The following is a 19,155-nucleotide window of genomic DNA, read 5'->3' as shown; positions in this document are numbered from 1 at the left end:
TTTTACATGAGAACAATTATTGTTGATGATGAACGTCTTGCGCGTGCTGAGCTCAATAAAATGTTAAGACATATTTCTGATATCGAAGTAGTTGATGAAGCATCGAACGCTAATGAAGCAATCGAAAAAATAAACAGTCATCAACCCGACCTGATATTTCTTGACATACAAATGCCAGGCAAAACCGGATTTGATATGCTTTCCGAATTGGAATTTATACCGAAAGTAATTTTTACAACAGCTTTTGACGAATATGCACTTAGAGCTTTCGAAGTGAACGCATTGGACTATTTGCTAAAACCTATCGAACCCAAACGTCTTGAAGCAGCTATAAAGAAAATAAATACTCTAGAAAATAAAGAGATAAAATCAGATGAAGCTTTTATTAACAATGACTTACTTACAGAGCAAAGCCAGGTTTTTGTAAAGGATGGAGACAGATGTTGGTTTATAAAACTTAATGAAGTTCGCCTTTTTGAAAGTATTGGAAACTATGCTAAAGTTTTCTTTAACGGCCACAAACCACTTATTTTGAAATCATTAAACGCTTTAGAAGAAAGGCTTGATCCTAAAACATTTTTCAGGGCTAATCGCAAACATATCATCAATTTGCGGATGGTTGAAAAAATTGAACCGTATTTCAACAATGGTTTATTAGTTGAGTTGAAGGGCGGAGAAAAGATTGAAATCAGCCGCAGGCAAACGGTTAAGTTTAAAGAAAAAATGAGTTTTTGATAATGCTTCTTCAAGCCAAATATATTGAAGGTTGCGTCTTAAAAAAGTTATGGAAAATGCTTATAGATATCTCCTCTCTTTTTACAAGTTATTAAATGAATTGTATGCTCTAAATCAATTTCAACGCCAACTCTTAAATAGCCAATCCGTATTTTGTAGTAAGTTTTGTAACCAGATAGTTTTTCAAGAAATGTAATTTCATTAAGTTCTTTAGCTTCTTGCATAAGCATTATCATTTTCAGTATCTTATCCCTATAAGATTTTGGAATATTTTCCACTTCTTTAATAAATAATTTCTTTGGAATTACTTGCATAATTACGCCTTCAGTACGGCCATTAACTCATCAATATTTCCATCTTCTTCTTTTCTTACCTCGCTGATAATCTGTCCCAATAAATAATTTTCAGTTTCATCATTTTCTATAATCTCAAGTATTTTAAGCATCTCTTCGTCTGACCAGCTGCCACGTCTTTTTTTAACGTAAAAATTTCCAGACGTCATTCCAATACGCTTTGCGATATAATCCGTTTTAAATCCACTCTTATCAATTACCTTAGTAAGATTCTTTTGCAGTTTCTGATAAGCTATAATAACCTCTTTCATTTGTTTGCTTTTTTATGGCTAATTGAAGCGTTTTATTAAAATTTAATACTGTTTTTTTTGAACAAAATTAATACAATTATTTGAACAATAAGAAAAATGAGAATAAAAAAACAACTAACATTTGTAGTCCTACCTATGTTTATCATAGCTACATCTTATGCACAAAAAATATTGCCGTAAACATTACCGACGTAACAAAAACCATCAACGTGCTGGCTTCCGATGAAATGAAAGGGAGAAATACCGGCAGTCCTGAAATTGATAAGGCAGCAGATTTTATTGCTTCTGAATTTAAAAAAGCAGGCCTGAAACCCTTAGCGAAAGAAAGCTTCTTACAATCTTTTTCGATGGTTAGCGCTACACAGAAATCAATATCGGCAAAAAGCGGTGGTAAAGAATTGGATCCTAAAAACATCATTGTTCTTACGGCTTCGCCTGATCTGAATTTTACTTCCGCTAATAGCACTATTGAAAAAATTATTGTTGGAGATAATCTTTTTCAAAAGCAATGCAATATGCTTCCAGCGATAAAAACCTGATCGTATTAGTGGATAACAGTTTTGCTGACCGGTTTACCAGGCTTGCTCTTTTAAAAAGAAATTTCTTTAAAACTAATGCAAGTGTGGTTTTTGTTCTAGGCGATGTTGATACAACAGATTTTTCGCTTACAGCAAAACATACGATCAAAGAAAGTAAACTGTCGAATGTTGTGGGTGTACTGCCTGGTAAAAAGTTGAAGGCTGAATATGTGGTCTTTTCTGGCCATTATGACCATATTGGTATAGGCGAACCAGAGAACGGGGATAGCATTTATAACGGCGCCAATGACGACGCATCAGGAACTACAGCTGTGATGGAACTGGCGAAGTATTTTAAGTCTGCAAATAATAATGAAAGGACATTGATCTTTGCAGCTTTTACAGCTGAAGAAGTTGGTGGTTTTGGTTCGCAATACTTCAGCAAGCAATTAGCACCTGAAAAAGTGATCGCCATGTTTAATATCGAAATGATTGGCACCGATAGCAAATGGGGTAAAAATTCAGCTTATATAACCGGTTACGAAAAAACCAGTATGGGAGATATTTTACAAAAAAACCTGCAAGGAAGCGGCTTTACTTTTCACCCAGACCCCTACCCTGATCAACAATTATTTTACAGATCAGACAACGCAACGCTTGCCAGGCTCGGGGTTCCGGCCCATACCATTTCTACATCGAAAATGGATAGCGAACCTAATTATCATAAGGCAAGCGACGAAGTAAGTACTTTGGATCTTAAGAATATGACAGAGATTATCAAATCAATCGGCATTAGTGCGCAAAGCATCATATCAGGAAAAGATACTCCGACGAGAGTGGATACAAGTGAGTTGAGATGAAAATGTAGAATATTAAATGATAAATATTGAAGGTAAAACACAATCAGATTCTACCGTTATGTCAATCATATAATATCTGTCATCCTGCTACAGGCGACCGTTTTAAAAGCAATACGAGGGAGAAGCGTAGCTTCGATTCAATATTGTAACAATGAACTTTAGTTCGTTGGCACAAATGAGACAGAAGAATAGAGAGCCGTAGGCTCGTTTCATAAAATATATCGTGCCAACGGCACTCGTTGACCTAACCGTATTTTTCTTCGGAATAAATTCCGAAGCTACAACATTTGAACAGGCCTACGGCCTTTAACCAGTTTCAAGAACTTCGATGCTCCTTTATTTGTTCGAACGAAATTATCCTCACATGCCGCAGGATGATAACAAGCATAGGTCTTATGGTTGACGTGATGCTACATTGAATTCAGCATTTAATATTTTACATTCTCAACGCTTCCCTAACCTTCGGTGCTATCTTCGTTCCAAAAACTTCAATAGATTTCATCATTCTATCATGAGAAGGTGCGCCTACATCCATATGTGCTGAAAATCGGGTTAGCCCGAATAATTCGTGCAATTCCAGTATCTTATCAACCGACTCGTTTACGTCTCCTATAATTAAATGGCCGCCTTTGCCTCGGCCACGATCGAATTGTGCGCGCTGATAAGCAGGCCAGCCACGCGAGCGCCCGATCCTGTCCATTTGTCCTGAGTAAATTGGATAATAGTATTCGCCGATTTCATTACTGTCTTCACCAAAGAAAGCATGAACATGTACACCAATTTCAAATTTGTCCATATCGTGCCCCGATTGCTGGTAAACATTTTTATAATATTCAAATAAAGGTTTGAATTGAACAGGACTTCCGCCAATAATTGCAAACATAACCGGCAAACCTAAAGTGGCAGCACGTACAACCGACTCAGGTGTACCTCCTACTGCAACCCACATTTTGAGGTTATTATTTAAAGCGCGTGGAAGTATAGTTTGATTTTTAAGTTCAGGCCTGAATTTCCCTTTCCATGAAATCGGATCTTGCTGATTTATTTGTAATAATAAGCGCAGTTTTTCATCAAACAATGCATCATAATCTTTTAAATCCTGGCCATAAAGCGGAAAAGACTCAATAAAACTACCGCGGCCTGCCATTAATTCAGCGCGGCCGTTTGAGATCAGATCAACCGTTGCAAAGCTTTGATATAACTTTACAGGATCGGAAGAACTTAGTACCGAAACAGCGCTGCCCAACTTAATATTTTTAGTTACTGTTGAAGCGGCAGCCAAAATAATTTCCGAGCAGACACCGCATAATCTGGGCGATGATGCTCACCAATTCCATAAAAGTCAAGACCGGTTTGATCCATCAATTTTATTTCCTCAATAATTTCCTGTAGCCGTTGTTGCGCCGGTTGCGGCTTTCCGTTGGCATCTATATGCAGATCGCCGAACATTCCTATTCCTAATTCCATAGTCTGAGCCATGATGTGTTTAATTTAGATGATTAACAGGAAAGAGAAGGAAAAGTTGATGGCATGTACGATGTGAGATATACAATGTACGTTTGAGGCACGCACATCGTACTTGTTTTTGACGATTTATAATCGGGACGATAAACCGAGCGTGGCAATATCGATGATAGTAGCACTAAAGCTGGCTACAAAAAAATTAAATATTTACTTTGGCAGATGATGTGTGAATGGCCTGGCTCATTTCCAAAATGAGCGAAGGGTCTTTTTCGATGGCATTGCCAATAACAATAACATCGGCGCCTGCTTTACAATTAAGATAAGCCTTTTCAGGATCGGTAATGCCGCCGCCTATAATTAAAGGAGCTTCTACATTCTGAGCCACTGATTGTATCATGCTTTCGGTGATAGGAGTCTTTGCGCCACTTCCAGCATCCATGTAAATCAGTTTCATACCAAGCATTTCACCGGCAAGTGCCGTACACATGGCGATTTCATTCTTATCTGCCGGGATGGGCGATGCATTGCTTATGTAAGACACGGTTGTGGGCGCACCGCCATCTACAACAATGTAGCCTGTTGGCATGATTTCCAATCCGCTCTTTTTTACAAAGGGTGCAGAAACTACGTGCTGGCCAATTAGTAACTCAGGGTTTCTACCTGAAATAAGAGAGAGATATAGTAATGCGTCCGCATATTTACTTACCTGCGACGGACTGCCGGGAAACAATATAACTGGTATGTCACAACTTGCTTTAATCTGTTGCACAACCTCATCTAAATGATTGGAAATAACGAGGCTACCGCCAACAAAAAAGTAATCTACTTTGGTTTTAAGCGAAAGTTGAATGAGTTTTTCCAGCGAAGATGCTGTTACTCCATCAGGATCGATTAACACGACAAAGGATTTTTGCGCATTTCTCTTCTTTTCCAAAAGGGAGTTATAAATATTCATCTTCATTAGATCAAGGCAGGTTTTTGCAAAAATGCACTTTTTTTCGAAAAAACCAGCATTTGTCAGGGCAGATACATAATTTTTTATGCCACGAATGCACTAATAAATATTGATTTACGTGATGTTAAAATGGTAACACGAATGCACAAAAAGTGCATCATTCGTGTATTCGTGGCATTGCTTTCATAGTTTAGCCGCAAATTGGCAGATTAATTTATAAGAGTTTGCCTTCGGCGAAAATCTGCGAATCTGCGGCAATCAAACCTGAATTCAGTAAACACAATTTTTCTTGTCCAATTTTATACGTCTACCCTGAAATCATAGAATGTTACTATCTTTCTAAAAAAATTGATGCACTTTCGTTTTTTGGCCTTACTACTCATTATTTCTCTTTTCTCGCAAGCACAGATCGATGCGTTCCATTATTCTATTACTAAAGAAGGAAAAGGTAAAAACGGCGCCGTAGTTTCGGCTCATGCTCTTGCCAGTGAAGCCGGTTTATTAATGCTTAAAAAAGGAGGCAACGCTTTTGATGCAGCCATTGCTACACAATGGGCTTTGGCCGTAGTTTACCCAGGTGCAGGCAATATTGGCGGTGGCGGTTTTATGGTTGCAACATTTAAAAACAAAAAACCCGTTGCCCTTGATTATCGGGAAATGGCTCCAGCAGCGGCTTTTCGGGATATGTATTTAGATGAAAACGGAAACCCTGATAGCGAAAAAAGCCTTTATGGGCATTTGTCCTGCGGTGTGCCGGGTACTGTTGCAGGTTTGTTTGCATCGCACCAATTTGCAAAGCTGCCGATGAAAGTATTGATTCAACCGGCTATTGAACTCGCCGAAAAAGGATTTGCCATTACCGCTGCAGAAGCCAGGTCGCTTAATTATACTAAAAACTCATTTGAAAAATATAATACTGAAGTTCCGGTTTTTGTTAAAAAAACACCCTGGAAAAAAGGCGAAACGCTTGTTCAAAAACAACTTGCCAATACTTTAAAAAGAATAAGAGACAGAGGTGAAAAAGGATTTTATGAAGGCGAAACGGCTGAAATGATTGTGGCTGAAATGCAGCGTGGAAAAGGCTTGATAACATTAACAGATCTAAAAAACTACAAAGCTAAATTCAGGCAACCGGTAATATTTGATTACCGTGATTATACTGTTGTTGGAATGCCCATGCCCAGCAGCGGTGGCTTGTTGCTACACCAGATGCTGAAAATGATCGAGCCTTATCAAATCGCAGATATGGGTTTTCAAACACCCGCATCGGTGCAACTAATGGTAGAAGCTGAACGAAGGGCTTATGCAGATCGCGCCAAATATATGGGTGACGCCGATTTTTATAAAGTGCCTGTTGCCGAACTTTCGGATGAAGCGTATTTAAAGAACCGAATGAAAGATTATGAGCCGGGAAAAGCAGGCAATAGCAAACAAGTTGTTGAAGGTGTTGTGCCGGGCTATGAAAGTGAAGAAACCACACACTTGAGTGTGATTGATAAAGATGGCAATGCAGTTTCTGTAACCACTACGTTAAATAATAATTATGGCAGTAAAACTGTTGTTGCCGGCGCAGGCTTTTTGCTGAATGACGAGATGGATGATTTCAGTGCTAAGCCTGGTGCACCCAATCTTTTTGGGGCTGTTGGCGGAAAAGCCAATGCGATTGAGCCGGGCAAAAGAATGTTAAGCTCGATGGCACCAACAATCGTTCTTAAAAACAAAAATCCTTTTTTAGTTGTAGGTACGCCAGGGGGCACTACTATTCCAACATCCGTATTTCAAACCATAGTGAATATTATAGATTTTAAGATGAATACAAGCGACGCTGTTAACAAGCCGAAGTTTCACCACCAATGGTTGCCAGACGAGGTATTTATAGAAAAAGAATTTTTAACACCAACTGCTGAGTCTTTGAAAAAATGGGTTACCGGCTTCAGGAACGTGGCGAAATTGGACGAACTGAAGTGATAAAAGTTTTGCCTGACGGAACGTTTGAAGCCGTAGCAGATAAGCGCGGGGATGATAGTGCTGAAGTGTGGTGAATTTGTGATTTTTCATAGTCCGTATATTCAACTTCAATGTCCGGAGATTTACTCCGGACAATTTTGATTGAAGCCCTTCGGACTTCGTAGGCGTTTGCTATTCAATCTTTGTTCAACAGTTATTAAACTATCATTCAACCTGCCTTCATGAAATCAATTAGCACCATTGGGTTATTATTTCTCTCAAACGCATTTATGACGCTGGCCTGGTACGGCCATCTAAAATTTTTTGGCAAAAACAGCAGCCACTCCGGAACAGCAATGTGGGTCATCATATTAATAAGCTGGGGTATTGCGTTCTTTGAATACTGTTTTCAGGTTCCGGCCAATAGAATTGGTTCTGCTGAAACCGGCGGGCCGTTTTCATTGCTTCAGTTAAAAGTAATTCAGGAAGTTATTACGCTTGTAGTTTTTATTATTTTCTCCAAACTCGCTTTCGAAAATTTTCACTTCAGCATCAATCATCTAATAGGATTTATTTTTCTGATAGCTGCAGTGTATTTTATTTTTAAAGGTTAGTAGGGAATGCTATTAACTTAAGCCCGTCATTGCGAGTTTATGATTTGCCTTGCGAGATCAATAGAGCGATGACATATAATAATATTATCATTGCGAACGGAACGAAGTAGAGTTGAGCAATCTCCATGTTGTAAGATTCCTCCGCTTGTTTTGCTTGAGGCAAAACTGCGGTCGGAATGACGATAAAATTCAAATTAATTTCTTACTGCGTATTAATATGAAGCGGCGCCATCAATGTTCCAAAACCTCCTTTTAGATCAGTACCCTGAATAAGGATCAGATAACTACCCTTGCTTTCTGAAGTATAAAACGAAACTTTTGCTTCACCCTTCTTGTCAGTAACGACATTCGAATTCCAATAAACAGTTTGGCGTAAATCGGGAAAAACAGTTTCCTCATCCGGAGAAGCATATCTCGGACTGTAAAATTGTTTGCCAACAAAGGGTGCGGCGGGTTTCAACAAATACATACCCGGAATTTTTTTAAAAATGGGCCTACCCCGCCATATGTCGTAATTTCTACAAATGAAAAATCTGTAGTAACCGGACTTGCATTTATTTGTTCAGCGGTAGTTAAATACCGGCTTTTATAGGAACTGTTATAAGCCGGCGAATTCATAATCTCTATACCTTTCACATCTTCTGCTGCATAATACCTGATATAGGAATTTACAAATTGAACATAGTCATCATCCATTTTCGGACCCTGATCATCCTGATTAAAGAAAAAATTTAAATCGACTCCATCAAAAACGAATCGCACTCTGTTTGAATGGATGAAATAATCCTGCTGTGTACTTCTTCGAAGGGTTCCCCGCCTAAATCCCGGTACTTTTTCCTGCAAAAGATCGAACAAGGTCTTTTTTGGCGTTTGCTCCAGCACTGCCTGTGTAATGGTTTGATCGGCTCCACCATCTTCGTTTAAGTTTTTCGAATCCGGAATTCGCGCTTTTGCTGTTACAAAAACCTCCTCCAGGTATCGCCCATCTCTTTTTAACTGTTCCATCACCAATGTTCTTCTGTCAATGGATTTTTTTACCGCCGTATCAAATATGATACTGTTAGGATCGTATATCACAGTAGATTCGGGCAGTTCAGCATACTCTTTAGTAATAACATCAATTCCCACACCAAAAGATTTTTCCTTTCTATTTACTGCTTTGATCAGCGTGCTTATGCTATCTGTAATAAAGACAGGAAAATCTTGAAAGGAAAAAGAACCGGTGGCATCGGTGACCGTGTCTTTAAAAAAACACCATATTGTCCCTGTCTGCCGAACAGCGTTACCTTGGTGTTTGGAGAGGGTTTATTAAATAAGTTGGTCACCTTCCCATTTATGGTAAATTCTTTTTCATAATCATATTTTCTTAAAGTATCATTAAGTACGTAACGTACCCAGGCCTGCGTTAACATCAATGCTTTGGTTGCTTCGCTATATGGATGCTTTATGTAATAATAGGGCGCTTCAACTTTACCTTTTAGCTCTGCGCTAAGCAACATATAACTTAATATATTCTCAGCGTCTGTTTTTATTTCCACCTGGCTTGTATCAATTACCGCAATAGAAAAGCTTCCAGGCATTTGCTCATTATTTTTATTCTTTACTGAAAGCGATAGCAATACACTGTCTTTGTTAATGTAATCTGGCTTATTCGTTTGCAGGTTCATTTTCAATGCATCATCATGCCAAACAAATATGGCCTGCTCATTTACCGGAATACCCGCTTCGTTATAAATGGTGAACCTTGCAACACCACTTGGAAAATTTTCTGACGCCACTTTTATGTCATACTGCGGTTTATTTTTCAGCATTCCCTTCAGATAACAATTTCCCCTTGTAGAACCTGTAATAAAAAATGTTTTACCAACATGATCAGGTGTTGATCTTACATTTATAACAATACTATCTTTTTTTCATTGTGATCTACCTGTAATAAATAACCACCTGGTTCCACTAATGGCAACGGATATGTTGAACCATTTTCAAGCAACGCCGTATAAGTTTGTCCGGCCACAGGCTGCAGCCACACATAACCCATACCGTTGTGAACTGATCTAAAAGAATCAATCACTTTGCCAGTGTTATCTTTAATGATTCCTTTAACATCGGCACCTTTGCCGTAAATATCTACAGCTTTAAAACCTACACGTTGCTTATAGCCTGTAATAAAGCTGCCGCCTTCCGGCAAGAACTGAAGGTTGATCTGTTGATGCTGTGCAGGAACCGGAATTTGTAATTGCAGCTTTTTGTTGGTTATTTCAAGCCTTAGGTTTTTAGTTGCCTTCGGGTCTTTCAATAAAGTATCAATATAAATATTGCCATAGGCATCGGTCACCATCTTGCGCCGGAAAACCGTTTTATTATTAGACTTCATAGCCACATCAACCCTGCTGTTTGCTATCGGGCTCTGATCTTCAGATTTTAATCCTGCAGATATAAATAATTTATTGTTCGTAAAGTTCAGGTCGTTCAATGTCGCTTTCCATAGCGCTGCTTTTGGATCGATCACTTTAATAAAACTTTCAAAAAAAGCGAATCACCAAAGTTCCTCATCCTGTTGGTATAAGCCCTTAATGTGTACGTGCCCTGTGCAAACAACTGGTCGCCTAAAGTGATGTTGCTATAAAAAAGCCCGATTCCACACAAGGCGCTAATGCGTTTTACCAGGTTGCCGTTGGCGTCAATAAATTCAACATAAGCAATACGGCTACTGTCGTTAACCATGTTCAGCGCTCCGGCTACAATATATCCTTTCATCCAGAGCGTATCATTTACGGTATATTGGGGTTTATCATAGTGAACAAAGATGCGCTCACGTCCATCAAAAGTGGAGATACTATCGTATCGCTCTATTTTTTGCTGAAAAGCATCGAACTGAGCTTGTGTAGTGGAAATACAGCATAAAAAGAAACAGCTTAGAAAGGTTGCTTTTTGCATAAATCTGTACATTATGGTTTCACACAAAGACCGCTATGGATACAAAGAAAACAATCTTGGTATTTTTATATGTTTACCAATGTCATTAACTTAAGTCACAAAGCGAAGCTTTGCTATCTGAAACTATTGTTTCCTAATACAACAGCTGAGCTATGTTACTATGTGTTTTCATTTTTTAACCACATAGTAACATAGATGAACCGCGATAAAAGCCTGCATAGAAAACAAGTTTTAAACATAGCCACTCCTTAAGCTAATGGCATTGTATGTTATACTCAAAGGCCGCTACGATACAAAGAAAACAACGTTGTATACTTCTTATTCGTTGTTTCGCTGTGTGCAATAGCTGCAAGAAAGATACTTAAAGTTTTGCAACTGTGTGCTTTGCCTCATTAAACTCATTCCAGATATTGGTAATAATTTCAGCCGCAGCAGGCATATCGTTAATAAGTGCGCGCTTGACTGGCCAATCTCCAACTCCCCTTCTTCCAGGTCGCCGTCAAACATCCCTTTTCGGGCGCGGCCTCGTCCAAGCAGGGTACGAAGCTCGTCTATAGATGCGCCTTTCGCTTCGGCTTCGCTTGCTTTGTTATAAAAATCATTTTTCAACAAGCGGACAGGCGTTAGTTGCTTTAATGAAAGTTGCGTATCGCCTTCCTTTGCTTCAATAACACGCTTTTTAAAATGAATATGAGAAGATGCTTCCAGCGATGCTACAAAACGGCTTCCCATTTGAACAGCTTCAGCACCCAACGCAAATGCAGCAAGCATTTGCCTGCCTGTTGCAATGCCGCCTGCTGCAATTACAGGAATGCTAACTGCATCCGCAATAAGAGGCACCAACACTAAAGTTGTAGTTTCTTCACGGCCATTGTGGCCACCTGCTTCAAAGCCTTCTGCTACTATTGCATCGCAACCCGCCTCCTGGGCTTTAATGGCAAATTTGCTGCTGCTTACCACATGTACCACGATCAAACCCGCATCCTTGAAGGTTTTGGTCCATGCTTTGGGGTTTCCGGCGCTGGTAAAAACAATGGGCACTTTTTCTTCAATAATGATTTGTACCTGCCGTTCTATATCATGATATAAAAGCGGAAGATTAACAGCGAAGGGCTTGCCTGTTGCAGCTTTGCATTTTTGGATATGTTCTCTTAAAATATCCGGCGACATAGAACCTGCACCAATAACACCCAACCCACCTGCATTGCTTACAGCACTAGCCAGTTTCCAGCCGCTTGCCCAAACCATACCTGCCTGGATGATGGGATACTGGATATGGAAGAGTTGGGTGATTCTGGTTTGTAGCATGATTGTCTGAAACTGGATTTATTTGATTGAAATGATTATTAGGAAAACAGATTTTCGAAACCTATCATATTTGTAAAACTACAGAAAAATGAGGTGTTCATGCCCTACCATCATTGCGAGCGAAACCCCGCCACCGTCATTGCGAGCGAAACGAAGTGGAGCCGAGCAATCTCCAGCACAAGCCACACTCCGGAAAACGAGATTCCTCCACTTCGCTCTGCTACGGTCGGAAGGACGCACTCGACAACGTGCCATCATTACGCGCAAAACCCCGCCACCGACACGATTGAATAGCTATCGGATGACGAACCTATTGAATATTTTCCTATTTTTAATATGGTTTTATACACCAGCCTGCCTTAACCAAAACGAAACCCATTTGTTTAACCTAAAACACACAATTATGCCATTCACTAATTTTGACAGCCGTCATTTCACCACTGCTGAGCAAACGGCGCTAACTGATGCATTGAACACCTTAGAAACTACTGTTGCCGGCAAATTAGCCAACCTTTCTGCTGATGAGCGCCGCCAGTATGGTAGCGTAAACGAGCAAAACAAACTCATCATTAACAAGGTAAAAGACTACCGCATTGGGGAACCCATCCTTAGTAGCCAGGATGTGGATTGGGACGAGTTTGAGCAGGACTACGCCACCCCCTCCATACTGCAAAATGCCGTGCAGCGGCTGCAAAGCATTATAACCGGGCTAAACGCAGCTAAAATTCTGCACGACTGGGACAACTACCAGGCGGCACTTACCGATTATGAATTTGCCAAGTACAAAAACAACAGCGGCGCCATAGGCTACGCTACCAAAGTTGCCGAACTGGGACAGTTTTTTACAGGTGGTGGAAGCCCAACACCTACACCGCCAATTGGCGATACGGGTGCCTGATACGTGGTTGACCAGGTTCAGCAATCCGTTATCGGGGTGGTATAACGTGGTTGGCCACGTTCAATACTCCGTAAATGGGGTTATACAACGTGGTAAACGGAGCATAAGACGTGGTGAACCACGTAAAATAATGTAGTTGACACAGTAGAAGACATGGTGAGCCACGTCTTTTTTAGTGTAAAGGGGGTATGGATTAGCGCAGGGTTGTACATACGATACCACATGCGCATTTTGAGTATTTATAAGCCTTCGCATTTTAAATATTCGTAGCTATAATATGCTGATTGTAGTATCTTTAAATATAGATTATTTGAAACTTGCGTATATTTGATCGTTATGTGCCATACTGTCCAACAGTTCCACCAACGTTGGGGCGACAGTAAAATGTTCTTTATCTTTTAGGTTTGACTTGACCCAAAACCCACATCAGCTTGACGTTTCTTGTTCAGTTTTTGTTATGTTTTGTTCATTGTTTTTTCACTTGGCATTTGCAGCGAGTGGACTTTAGTTCAAGTCATAAGCAAGTGGACACAGTACCCAGTTTGACAATCACTGCAACCTTGACAAAGACTTTTGAGCAGCACGACACATAACGATAAAAAAATAAAATATTGAAAAGTATAATTGACAGACCGCTGTTTCACGTTGTATTTTATTTGTTGGGCTTTTTATTACTGTATGTTTCTCATAAAGTAGCACCAACTAATTTGGCTGGACCTGGACTTGATATCTTAGTGTTACTGTTACTTTTTATTTCAATTCTGTATTTATTCATTGGGACTTTGGTGAAGAAGAACATAATAGTATCGTCAAAGATTATTGTTACAGTTGTTCATATTTTAGGAGTAGCCGTAATCATTGGGTGGATGAACCAACCGACTTGACAATATGAAAGTACGACATAGTACGGCACATAACATGGTATTTGCAATAAGGCGGCTGGACAACATGCGCTAAACTTTGGGAATTCTGTTTATCTTTAGTGCAGAACTGAACAGATGAACACGGATTGCCGCCTCATCGCAAATACCTGATCGTTGGTAGTAATTTTACCGAACAAAACATGCGACAGAACTTCATAACTGTATTTTTTCTATTCTTTACATTAACGATTTTGGGACAACAACCGCCTAAAGCCGACTTGAAATACAAGCCTAAAAACCTTGAAGAGGCAATTTCACAACTTGATAAAATTCACCATGACACTACCAAACAACAAATACTTGCAATGACAGAAGACCAATTCATTGGTAATTCCCACTTTGGACTTGGAATCTGGATTAGAAATAATTGGAGACTTTGGAAAGATGGTGATCTTTCAAAATATTTTAACTCAATCGGTATATATCACCCAGACGATATGTCTGGAATTATTCTGACTTCTTATTATCGACAACTCAAAGGACAAGACAGAAATTTAGATGAACAAGTCAAATGCTATCAAGACTATTGGAAAGCATCAACAGAACATCTAAATAGACTTAAAAATGACACGACATATCAGCGGCAAATTCGACAAAGCCAAGACTCGTTACAAAAAGCCAAAATGAATGAAAAAATACTTGAATGGTCACCGGGCAAGAAAGTGAGTGGATATATTGACAAACGGTGTGATTTTATCAAAGACTTTTTATTGAGAACAAAAATTGAGGGAACAATTATCGAATGGGACAATGAAACTCTTGTCATAAAAGTTACAAAATACTATGATGAAAAACTAAAGAAGCGACTAGAGAAATGTTATAAAATAAGGAATGACTTTCTTTTTGTTCCCAATCACGAATTATTTAAACTCGAAGAATAAAAACTACTGCCAACGTGGTATTTGCAAGATTCATTTCAAAGTAAGGCAGGACAAAATCCATAAACTTAAAATATTGTTTTAAAGCGATTTATATTTTGATATTTACGTTGTAAGACTCTAAACCATTCAAGATTTTTAGTTGGCATAACTTCGAACATTTAATATATTAACGTAGACAAATGATGAGACGATTTTTAGTAGTTTTTTCTGTAGCCATTTGTTTGATTTGTAATAAAATCACTGCGCAGACAGCAAGTTCAAACTCTGAACGTTTTCCTACAACAGGTCATAAAGAAGTTACAATATTAAAAAAGACGAATGTTAATGCAGACACGTTGAAAACACTTTTGATAGTCCCTAATAATACTTCATGGATTGAGATAGGGAAAAAATTAAATTATTTTAAAGAAGTTATGACCCTTTCAGAATTGCAAAAAGATATAATTGCTAAAGGGCTTTCTGATAAAATTCCAAGCATTTCAGACAAGATAGGTTTGTACAACGCTTATAAAAATTACAAACCATTTGTTATTTTAATCAACTCAAACGAAGACTTAAAAGCTCAAGGCTTTCGGACACGATTAAGTCTATACGACCCAATGCGGTCAGATATGATTTTCAGAAACGAAGTTCGTTTGAATTTAATGTGGGAAGGATATTCAGACAAGAAAGTTCTAAATCCGCTTTTAAATTCCTTGGTAGACTATTTAAGCGAACAGAAATAGATAAATCCTTTTCAGACACAAAACTACCGCCAACACAAAATCTCGTCATATGAAAAATTTTATTTTAATTATAATTTTATTTATCTTCTTAAATAAATTATCAGCAACTGTTCAGACACCAGATTTGCTGATTATTGAAAAAGATACTATAGAATTATGCGAAATGAGTGATTTTCCACTTGAGTTTTTAAATTTAAAATTTAGACCATTTAATTATACGAGACAAACAGCTCCAAACACTGCTTGTTGGAGAGGATATCAAGCAATTTGGAGAGTAATTGACAATGAAATTTACTTAGAGAAAATTCAAAGGTGTTATGGCGATGAAAATAATGACAAAATTGAAAATTTAAAAGGCTTTTTCAGTAAAAACCAAATAAATATTACAGAAAAAGACGGAATGATTTTAGCAAATTGGATTAATCTAAATTTATATGAACTAAAAAGCTTTTATTCAAAATCAAAATATAGAAAAATTATGTTATCCGACAATTGGTTTGGAAAAAAATACCTGAAAATCCAACTTATGTCTTGACTATAAAAAATGGAAAAATAGAAACAAATAACATAAAGAAAAACAGCAGATAACAAGCGGTTTGCAATAGTGCGGCTTGACGAACAAATGCTCAACTTTTGTTCGCTATTGAGTTTTAGTTTCATCAGACGAATAATGCCAAGCTGTAAAAATAATAATGAGCTTTTTATGTCTTCAATCAGCATCGGTAGCGCACAGACGGAAATACTGCACAACGCCAACACCTCGAACGTTGCACGCAATACCATATATTATAGACCTTATGATGTTCATTAAAATTTTCCTGCCCTTTGCTTTGTTTGTTAACTGCAACTCCCCTGAGAAAGCGGATCGTTTTATGGAGGGTAATAGAAGTGAAGCCGTATTAAATTTTGCCCCAATGAATCAGAAGATAAAGATCGAAGCAAGAACTTGGGGCCTCGCAGGAAACCATGAAGAAATTTCTATTTTTCAAATAAACGAGATAAATCCTGGTGGAGTTAATGTAAAACAGACGTTCTACACCAACGAATTATTTTACAGGAAGCGTGGTCAGGATACTTTGCAAATTTTTGCTCCAAGTAGTTCTTATAAGAAAGAGTATTTACATCGAATAGGCAATGTTGTATTGGACATAAATCCATTAAAGCGGTATGACCAAGTGCGGGAATTCAACAGCAAATACAAGGAGATGGGGCTAAATCGCATCTCTGTTTACGATTAGAAAGTTGATTCTATTTGCCAACACTGCGTACAACATAAAACTTACCATTTAGAAAAATGGCAAGAACACCAGCCACACAAGTATTCCCAACAGCGGGGCTGAACGACTTTGATTAGGCGTTTGTGCAAGGTTCAACATTATTAATTCTATTTAACTTTAGCGCAAAAATCCTTGCCTCATCACCAAGCCCTAACCGTTGGTAGCAACTATTAATTATAAAACTCAAACTATAAACAAACCAAATGAAAAAACGAATAAACGCTTCCCTCATCGTCATAGCGATAGCACTATTAATGACCAACACGGCAAATGCTCAAAAGTTAGCATCTGAATTTCTTTACAAAATCACCCTATCGATAGACACACCCTTTGATATTGGTAAAATACCGATAGGCAGAAGAACGATCTATCCGATAAAAGGCGGCAGTTTTGAAGGCCCCAAACTCAAAGGAAAAGTAAGGGCATTTGGAGCCGATTGGATTTTGCGTTTAGACTCTCTTACCAGCAAATTAGATGTCAGGTTGCTTCTTGAAACTGATGACGGCCAATTGATTTCGAATTCCTATTCAGGAATCATTTACAAGAAACCAGATGGTACAAGTTATTGGAGGATTACACCCATATTTGAAACAAGTTCCAAAAAGTATGAATGGCTTAATTATCTGCTTGGAGTTGGGGTTGGAAGTTTTAGTGATGGAGGAGTAACTTATAATGTATTTGAAATCAAATAAACTAAAAGCTTAAGGTTCAACAATATTTAATAGCCCCTATTATTACTAAATCCCGCTACCAACAGGCGTTTAGATAATTTGGCTGGGCTACGGACGGCGAATGCTCATCTTTTAAGCCCAACTTGTTTTTATACAAAATTCAGCTAACGAATAAGTATTTCCGCCGCATCGTAAATACCTAATCGTTAGTGGTCATGCTTTGACGACAGCGCGAACCCGAACTTTAAGTGTAATGAACAAACTGACACTTAAAATCAACGGGGACAGCTTTTCGTATGTTAATGGAAAACCTTATATAGAACGTTTTGTGCATCGATAAAACTTTATTGTATTTCCCTTTTATAATATGCTAATCCAAACGGATTCATTCCTGCTGTTATAGTAGTTCCTGCTGTTAATGTTGCAGCATTAATTGTATAAGTTGAAACCGTTGTTGCTGTTGCGCCTGAGTGGGTTACGAACATTTTATTACCTGATTCATTTACCACAATATTATGAGGTATAGAACTTAACGACGCTAGTGCCGTACCATTTTGAGTATTTGTGGCTGCGTCGATAGAATATATTTGGCCACCTGTAATATTAGTTACAAATAAATTCTTTTGGTCGGGTGATGAGAATATTCCGTGGGCACCCACAAATGGATTATTAGAAGGAGTGCTTAAATCATTTCCATTTAACGAATAGACTTGACCTGATTGGCAAGGAACAAATAATTTATTGCTATTTGATAAATGAAATAAATGTGGATCCTTACCTACACTTGCTTCAGCTGTTTTTATATAACTGGAAGTAGCGTACATAAAAATTTTATCCGGCATTGTAGCATCGGAATTAAATACCGACACATACGCTTTTGTAGCATCATTTGTCAAAAACACATCATGTGGTTTCATGCCTACGTTTATTGTTTTTACTACTGTATTTGTATTCAAATCAATAACCGAAATGGTATTATCAACATCATTATTAACCCAAAGTTGTTTTCCCTGCCCATCAGCCCACATATGGAATACACCATTTCCAACTGTAATTGCACTTTCCACAACCTGGGTTTCAGGATTTACTATATGCACTTTGTTTGATGCTCTGTCTCCCACATATATCTTGTCCTTTGTGGGAACATACACTACATACATTGGTTCAGAACCCGCAATAGGAAGAGTATTAGTTACCTGGTTTGAAGTTGCATCAATAAAACTAATACTTCCGCCGCCTCTATTGGCTACCACAACTTTTTCTTCGTACATTTTAATTGGTAAATCATCCTCATTACATGCCACAAAAGAAGTTACCAATAACAACATTAGTCCAACAATTACATTTGCTTTTTTCATTTTAATTTATTTTAAAATTAATATTCCGAATGAAGGGGGCTAAAAGTTGTCAACTTTCCGGATAAAACAACCTAAACAGTCTTTTCGTGCATACATCTCGTGCATACATCGAGAATTTATTGACTGAGCACAGGCGTATTAATCAAATGTTTGGAGGGGGTAACTCTGTAAATTTATTGGAGTGCTTATAACATGAAAACTAAAAATAATTAGCTTTAAGTTGAATTAAATTAGTTTTTTTAATGCATTAGTTTTAGTTCTTATAAAAAAACACATGTAGCACTCAAAATGATGTGAGGTTAAATATACCTAATTAGCATTTCAAATATATTGATTTTTTTAATAAATCCTTTTTAATTTTGATATAATTTAAAAAAAACAAATTCAGTTTTAGAAAAATGCAATTTGCTTCGCAAAGATATTTCATAAAAAATGCCACTTAAATGTTGAGGAACTCCGCCTGCAAAGTACGTTTAAACA

The 19,155-nt window shown here is 38.0% G+C and carries 23 protein-coding genes; 11 read left to right on the top strand and 12 right to left on the bottom strand.

The genetic code is table 11. The features are described from left to right. Positions 1-6: 6 nt before the first annotated feature. Positions 7-735, top strand: coding sequence for a LytR/AlgR family response regulator transcription factor (locus MKP09_RS09430; RefSeq protein ID WP_240827463.1), 729 nt, complete (start codon positions 7-9; stop codon positions 733-735). A 47-nt stretch (positions 736-782) separates the two neighbouring features. Here MKP09_RS09430 and MKP09_RS09425 read toward each other — a convergent pair whose 3' ends face one another. Further along, positions 783-1,049 carry a type II toxin-antitoxin system RelE family toxin gene (locus MKP09_RS09425; RefSeq protein WP_240827462.1) on the bottom strand — a complete coding sequence of 89 codons (267 nt, stop codon included), beginning with the start codon at positions 1,047-1,049 and terminating at the stop codon, positions 783-785. Positions 1,050-1,051: 2 nt separating this feature from the next. Beyond that, entirely contained in the window at positions 1,052-1,339 is a 288-nt protein-coding gene (locus MKP09_RS09420; protein WP_240827461.1) for a hypothetical protein, read from the bottom strand. An 80-nt stretch (positions 1,340-1,419) separates the two neighbouring features. Here MKP09_RS09420 and MKP09_RS09415 point away from each other — a divergent pair, with 80 nt between their 5' ends. Together MKP09_RS09415 and MKP09_RS09410 are read left to right on the top strand one after the other, a co-directional pair. Next, entirely contained in the window at positions 1,420-1,878 is a 459-nt protein-coding gene (locus tag MKP09_RS09415) for a zinc-binding metallopeptidase family protein (RefSeq protein ID WP_240827460.1), read from the top strand. Next, a complete protein-coding gene (locus MKP09_RS09410; RefSeq protein ID WP_240827459.1) occupies positions 1,848-2,717 on the top strand; it encodes a M20/M25/M40 family metallo-hydrolase in 870 nt (289 codons plus the stop codon). The genes MKP09_RS09415 and MKP09_RS09410 overlap by 31 nt, the downstream gene beginning before the upstream one ends. A gap of 436 nt (positions 2,718-3,153) precedes the next feature. Here the strand turns inward: MKP09_RS09410 and MKP09_RS09405 are convergent, their stop codons facing one another. The 3 genes from MKP09_RS09405 to MKP09_RS09395 form a co-directional block, all read right to left on the bottom strand. Beyond that, positions 3,154-3,999, bottom strand: a complete 846-nt coding sequence (locus tag MKP09_RS09405; RefSeq protein ID WP_240827458.1) for an LLM class flavin-dependent oxidoreductase — start codon at positions 3,997-3,999, stop codon at positions 3,154-3,156. Then, entirely contained in the window at positions 3,978-4,196 is a 219-nt protein-coding gene (locus MKP09_RS09400; protein ID WP_240827457.1) for a hypothetical protein, read from the bottom strand. Before MKP09_RS09400 ends, MKP09_RS09405 begins: the two co-directional genes overlap by 22 nt. A gap of 184 nt (positions 4,197-4,380) precedes the next feature. Next, on the bottom strand, positions 4,381-5,142 hold the full coding sequence (locus MKP09_RS09395) for a phosphoglycerol geranylgeranyltransferase (protein ID WP_240827456.1): 762 nt from the start codon (positions 5,140-5,142) through the stop codon (positions 4,381-4,383). Between the two features lie 345 nt (positions 5,143-5,487). Between MKP09_RS09395 and ggt the strand changes: the two genes are divergently transcribed. Next, positions 5,488-7,104 (top strand): gamma-glutamyltransferase, encoded by a 1,617-nt coding sequence (gene ggt, locus MKP09_RS09390; protein ID WP_240829447.1) that lies wholly within the window; start codon positions 5,488-5,490, stop codon positions 7,102-7,104. Between the two features lie 221 nt (positions 7,105-7,325). Beyond that, positions 7,326-7,697, top strand: a complete 372-nt coding sequence (locus MKP09_RS09385; RefSeq protein ID WP_240827455.1) for a DMT family protein — start codon at positions 7,326-7,328, stop codon at positions 7,695-7,697. Positions 7,698-7,899: 202 nt separating this feature from the next. Here MKP09_RS09385 and MKP09_RS09380 read toward each other — a convergent pair whose 3' ends face one another. From MKP09_RS09380 to MKP09_RS09355, 6 genes are all read right to left on the bottom strand, one after another. Then, the gene (locus MKP09_RS09380) at positions 7,900-8,166 is read right to left on the bottom strand and encodes a hypothetical protein (protein WP_240827454.1); all 267 of its coding nucleotides are present in this window, start codon (positions 8,164-8,166) and stop codon (positions 7,900-7,902) included. Continuing rightward, positions 8,154-8,825, bottom strand: coding sequence for a TonB-dependent receptor plug domain-containing protein (locus MKP09_RS09375; protein ID WP_240827453.1), 672 nt, complete (start codon positions 8,823-8,825; stop codon positions 8,154-8,156). The genes MKP09_RS09380 and MKP09_RS09375 overlap by 13 nt, the downstream gene beginning before the upstream one ends. Positions 8,826-8,869: 44 nt before the next feature. Beyond that, positions 8,870-9,508 (bottom strand): hypothetical protein, encoded by a 639-nt coding sequence (locus MKP09_RS09370; protein ID WP_240827452.1) that lies wholly within the window; start codon positions 9,506-9,508, stop codon positions 8,870-8,872. Positions 9,509-9,588: 80 nt separating this feature from the next. After that, positions 9,589-10,206 carry a hypothetical protein gene (locus tag MKP09_RS09365; protein WP_240827451.1) on the bottom strand — a complete coding sequence of 206 codons (618 nt, stop codon included), beginning with the start codon at positions 10,204-10,206 and terminating at the stop codon, positions 9,589-9,591. Then, positions 10,203-10,634, bottom strand: a complete 432-nt coding sequence (locus MKP09_RS09360; protein WP_240827450.1) for a hypothetical protein — start codon at positions 10,632-10,634, stop codon at positions 10,203-10,205. The genes MKP09_RS09365 and MKP09_RS09360 overlap by 4 nt, the downstream gene beginning before the upstream one ends. A 318-nt stretch (positions 10,635-10,952) precedes the next feature. Further along, positions 10,953-11,942 carry an NAD(P)H-dependent flavin oxidoreductase gene (locus MKP09_RS09355; protein WP_240827449.1) on the bottom strand — a complete coding sequence of 330 codons (990 nt, stop codon included), beginning with the start codon at positions 11,940-11,942 and terminating at the stop codon, positions 10,953-10,955. Positions 11,943-12,345: 403 nt separating this feature from the next. Between MKP09_RS09355 and MKP09_RS09350 the strand changes: the two genes are divergently transcribed. From MKP09_RS09350 to MKP09_RS09325, 6 genes are all read left to right on the top strand, one after another. Continuing rightward, positions 12,346-12,840, top strand: coding sequence for a hypothetical protein (locus MKP09_RS09350; RefSeq protein WP_240827448.1), 495 nt, complete (start codon positions 12,346-12,348; stop codon positions 12,838-12,840). A 1,114-nt stretch (positions 12,841-13,954) separates the two neighbouring features. Then, positions 13,955-14,644: a DUF6794 domain-containing protein gene (locus MKP09_RS09345; protein ID WP_240827447.1), complete on the top strand. Its 690-nt coding sequence runs from the start codon at positions 13,955-13,957 to the stop codon at positions 14,642-14,644. 179 nt (positions 14,645-14,823) lie between these two features. After that, positions 14,824-15,369: a hypothetical protein gene (locus MKP09_RS09340; RefSeq protein WP_240827446.1), complete on the top strand. Its 546-nt coding sequence runs from the start codon at positions 14,824-14,826 to the stop codon at positions 15,367-15,369. A gap of 49 nt (positions 15,370-15,418) precedes the next feature. After that, the gene (locus tag MKP09_RS09335; RefSeq protein WP_240827445.1) at positions 15,419-15,904 is read left to right on the top strand and encodes a hypothetical protein; all 486 of its coding nucleotides are present in this window, start codon (positions 15,419-15,421) and stop codon (positions 15,902-15,904) included. Between the two features lie 379 nt (positions 15,905-16,283). Beyond that, positions 16,284-16,607 carry a hypothetical protein gene (locus tag MKP09_RS09330; RefSeq protein WP_240827444.1) on the top strand — a complete coding sequence of 108 codons (324 nt, stop codon included), beginning with the start codon at positions 16,284-16,286 and terminating at the stop codon, positions 16,605-16,607. Positions 16,608-16,849: 242 nt separating this feature from the next. Continuing rightward, positions 16,850-17,338 carry a DUF3237 domain-containing protein gene (locus MKP09_RS09325; RefSeq protein ID WP_240827443.1) on the top strand — a complete coding sequence of 163 codons (489 nt, stop codon included), beginning with the start codon at positions 16,850-16,852 and terminating at the stop codon, positions 17,336-17,338. A gap of 323 nt (positions 17,339-17,661) precedes the next feature. Here the strand turns inward: MKP09_RS09325 and MKP09_RS09320 are convergent, their stop codons facing one another. Beyond that, entirely contained in the window at positions 17,662-18,675 is a 1,014-nt protein-coding gene (locus MKP09_RS09320) for a YncE family protein (protein WP_240827442.1), read from the bottom strand. Between the last annotated feature and the right edge of the window lie 480 nt (positions 18,676-19,155).

Source organism: Paraniabella ginsengisoli (assembly GCF_022513635.1).
Taxonomy (GTDB): domain Bacteria; phylum Bacteroidota; class Bacteroidia; order Chitinophagales; family Chitinophagaceae; genus Niabella; species Niabella ginsengisoli.
The sequence above is the reverse complement of the archived record's forward strand: the minus strand, read 5'-3'. Positions and strand labels throughout refer to the sequence as shown.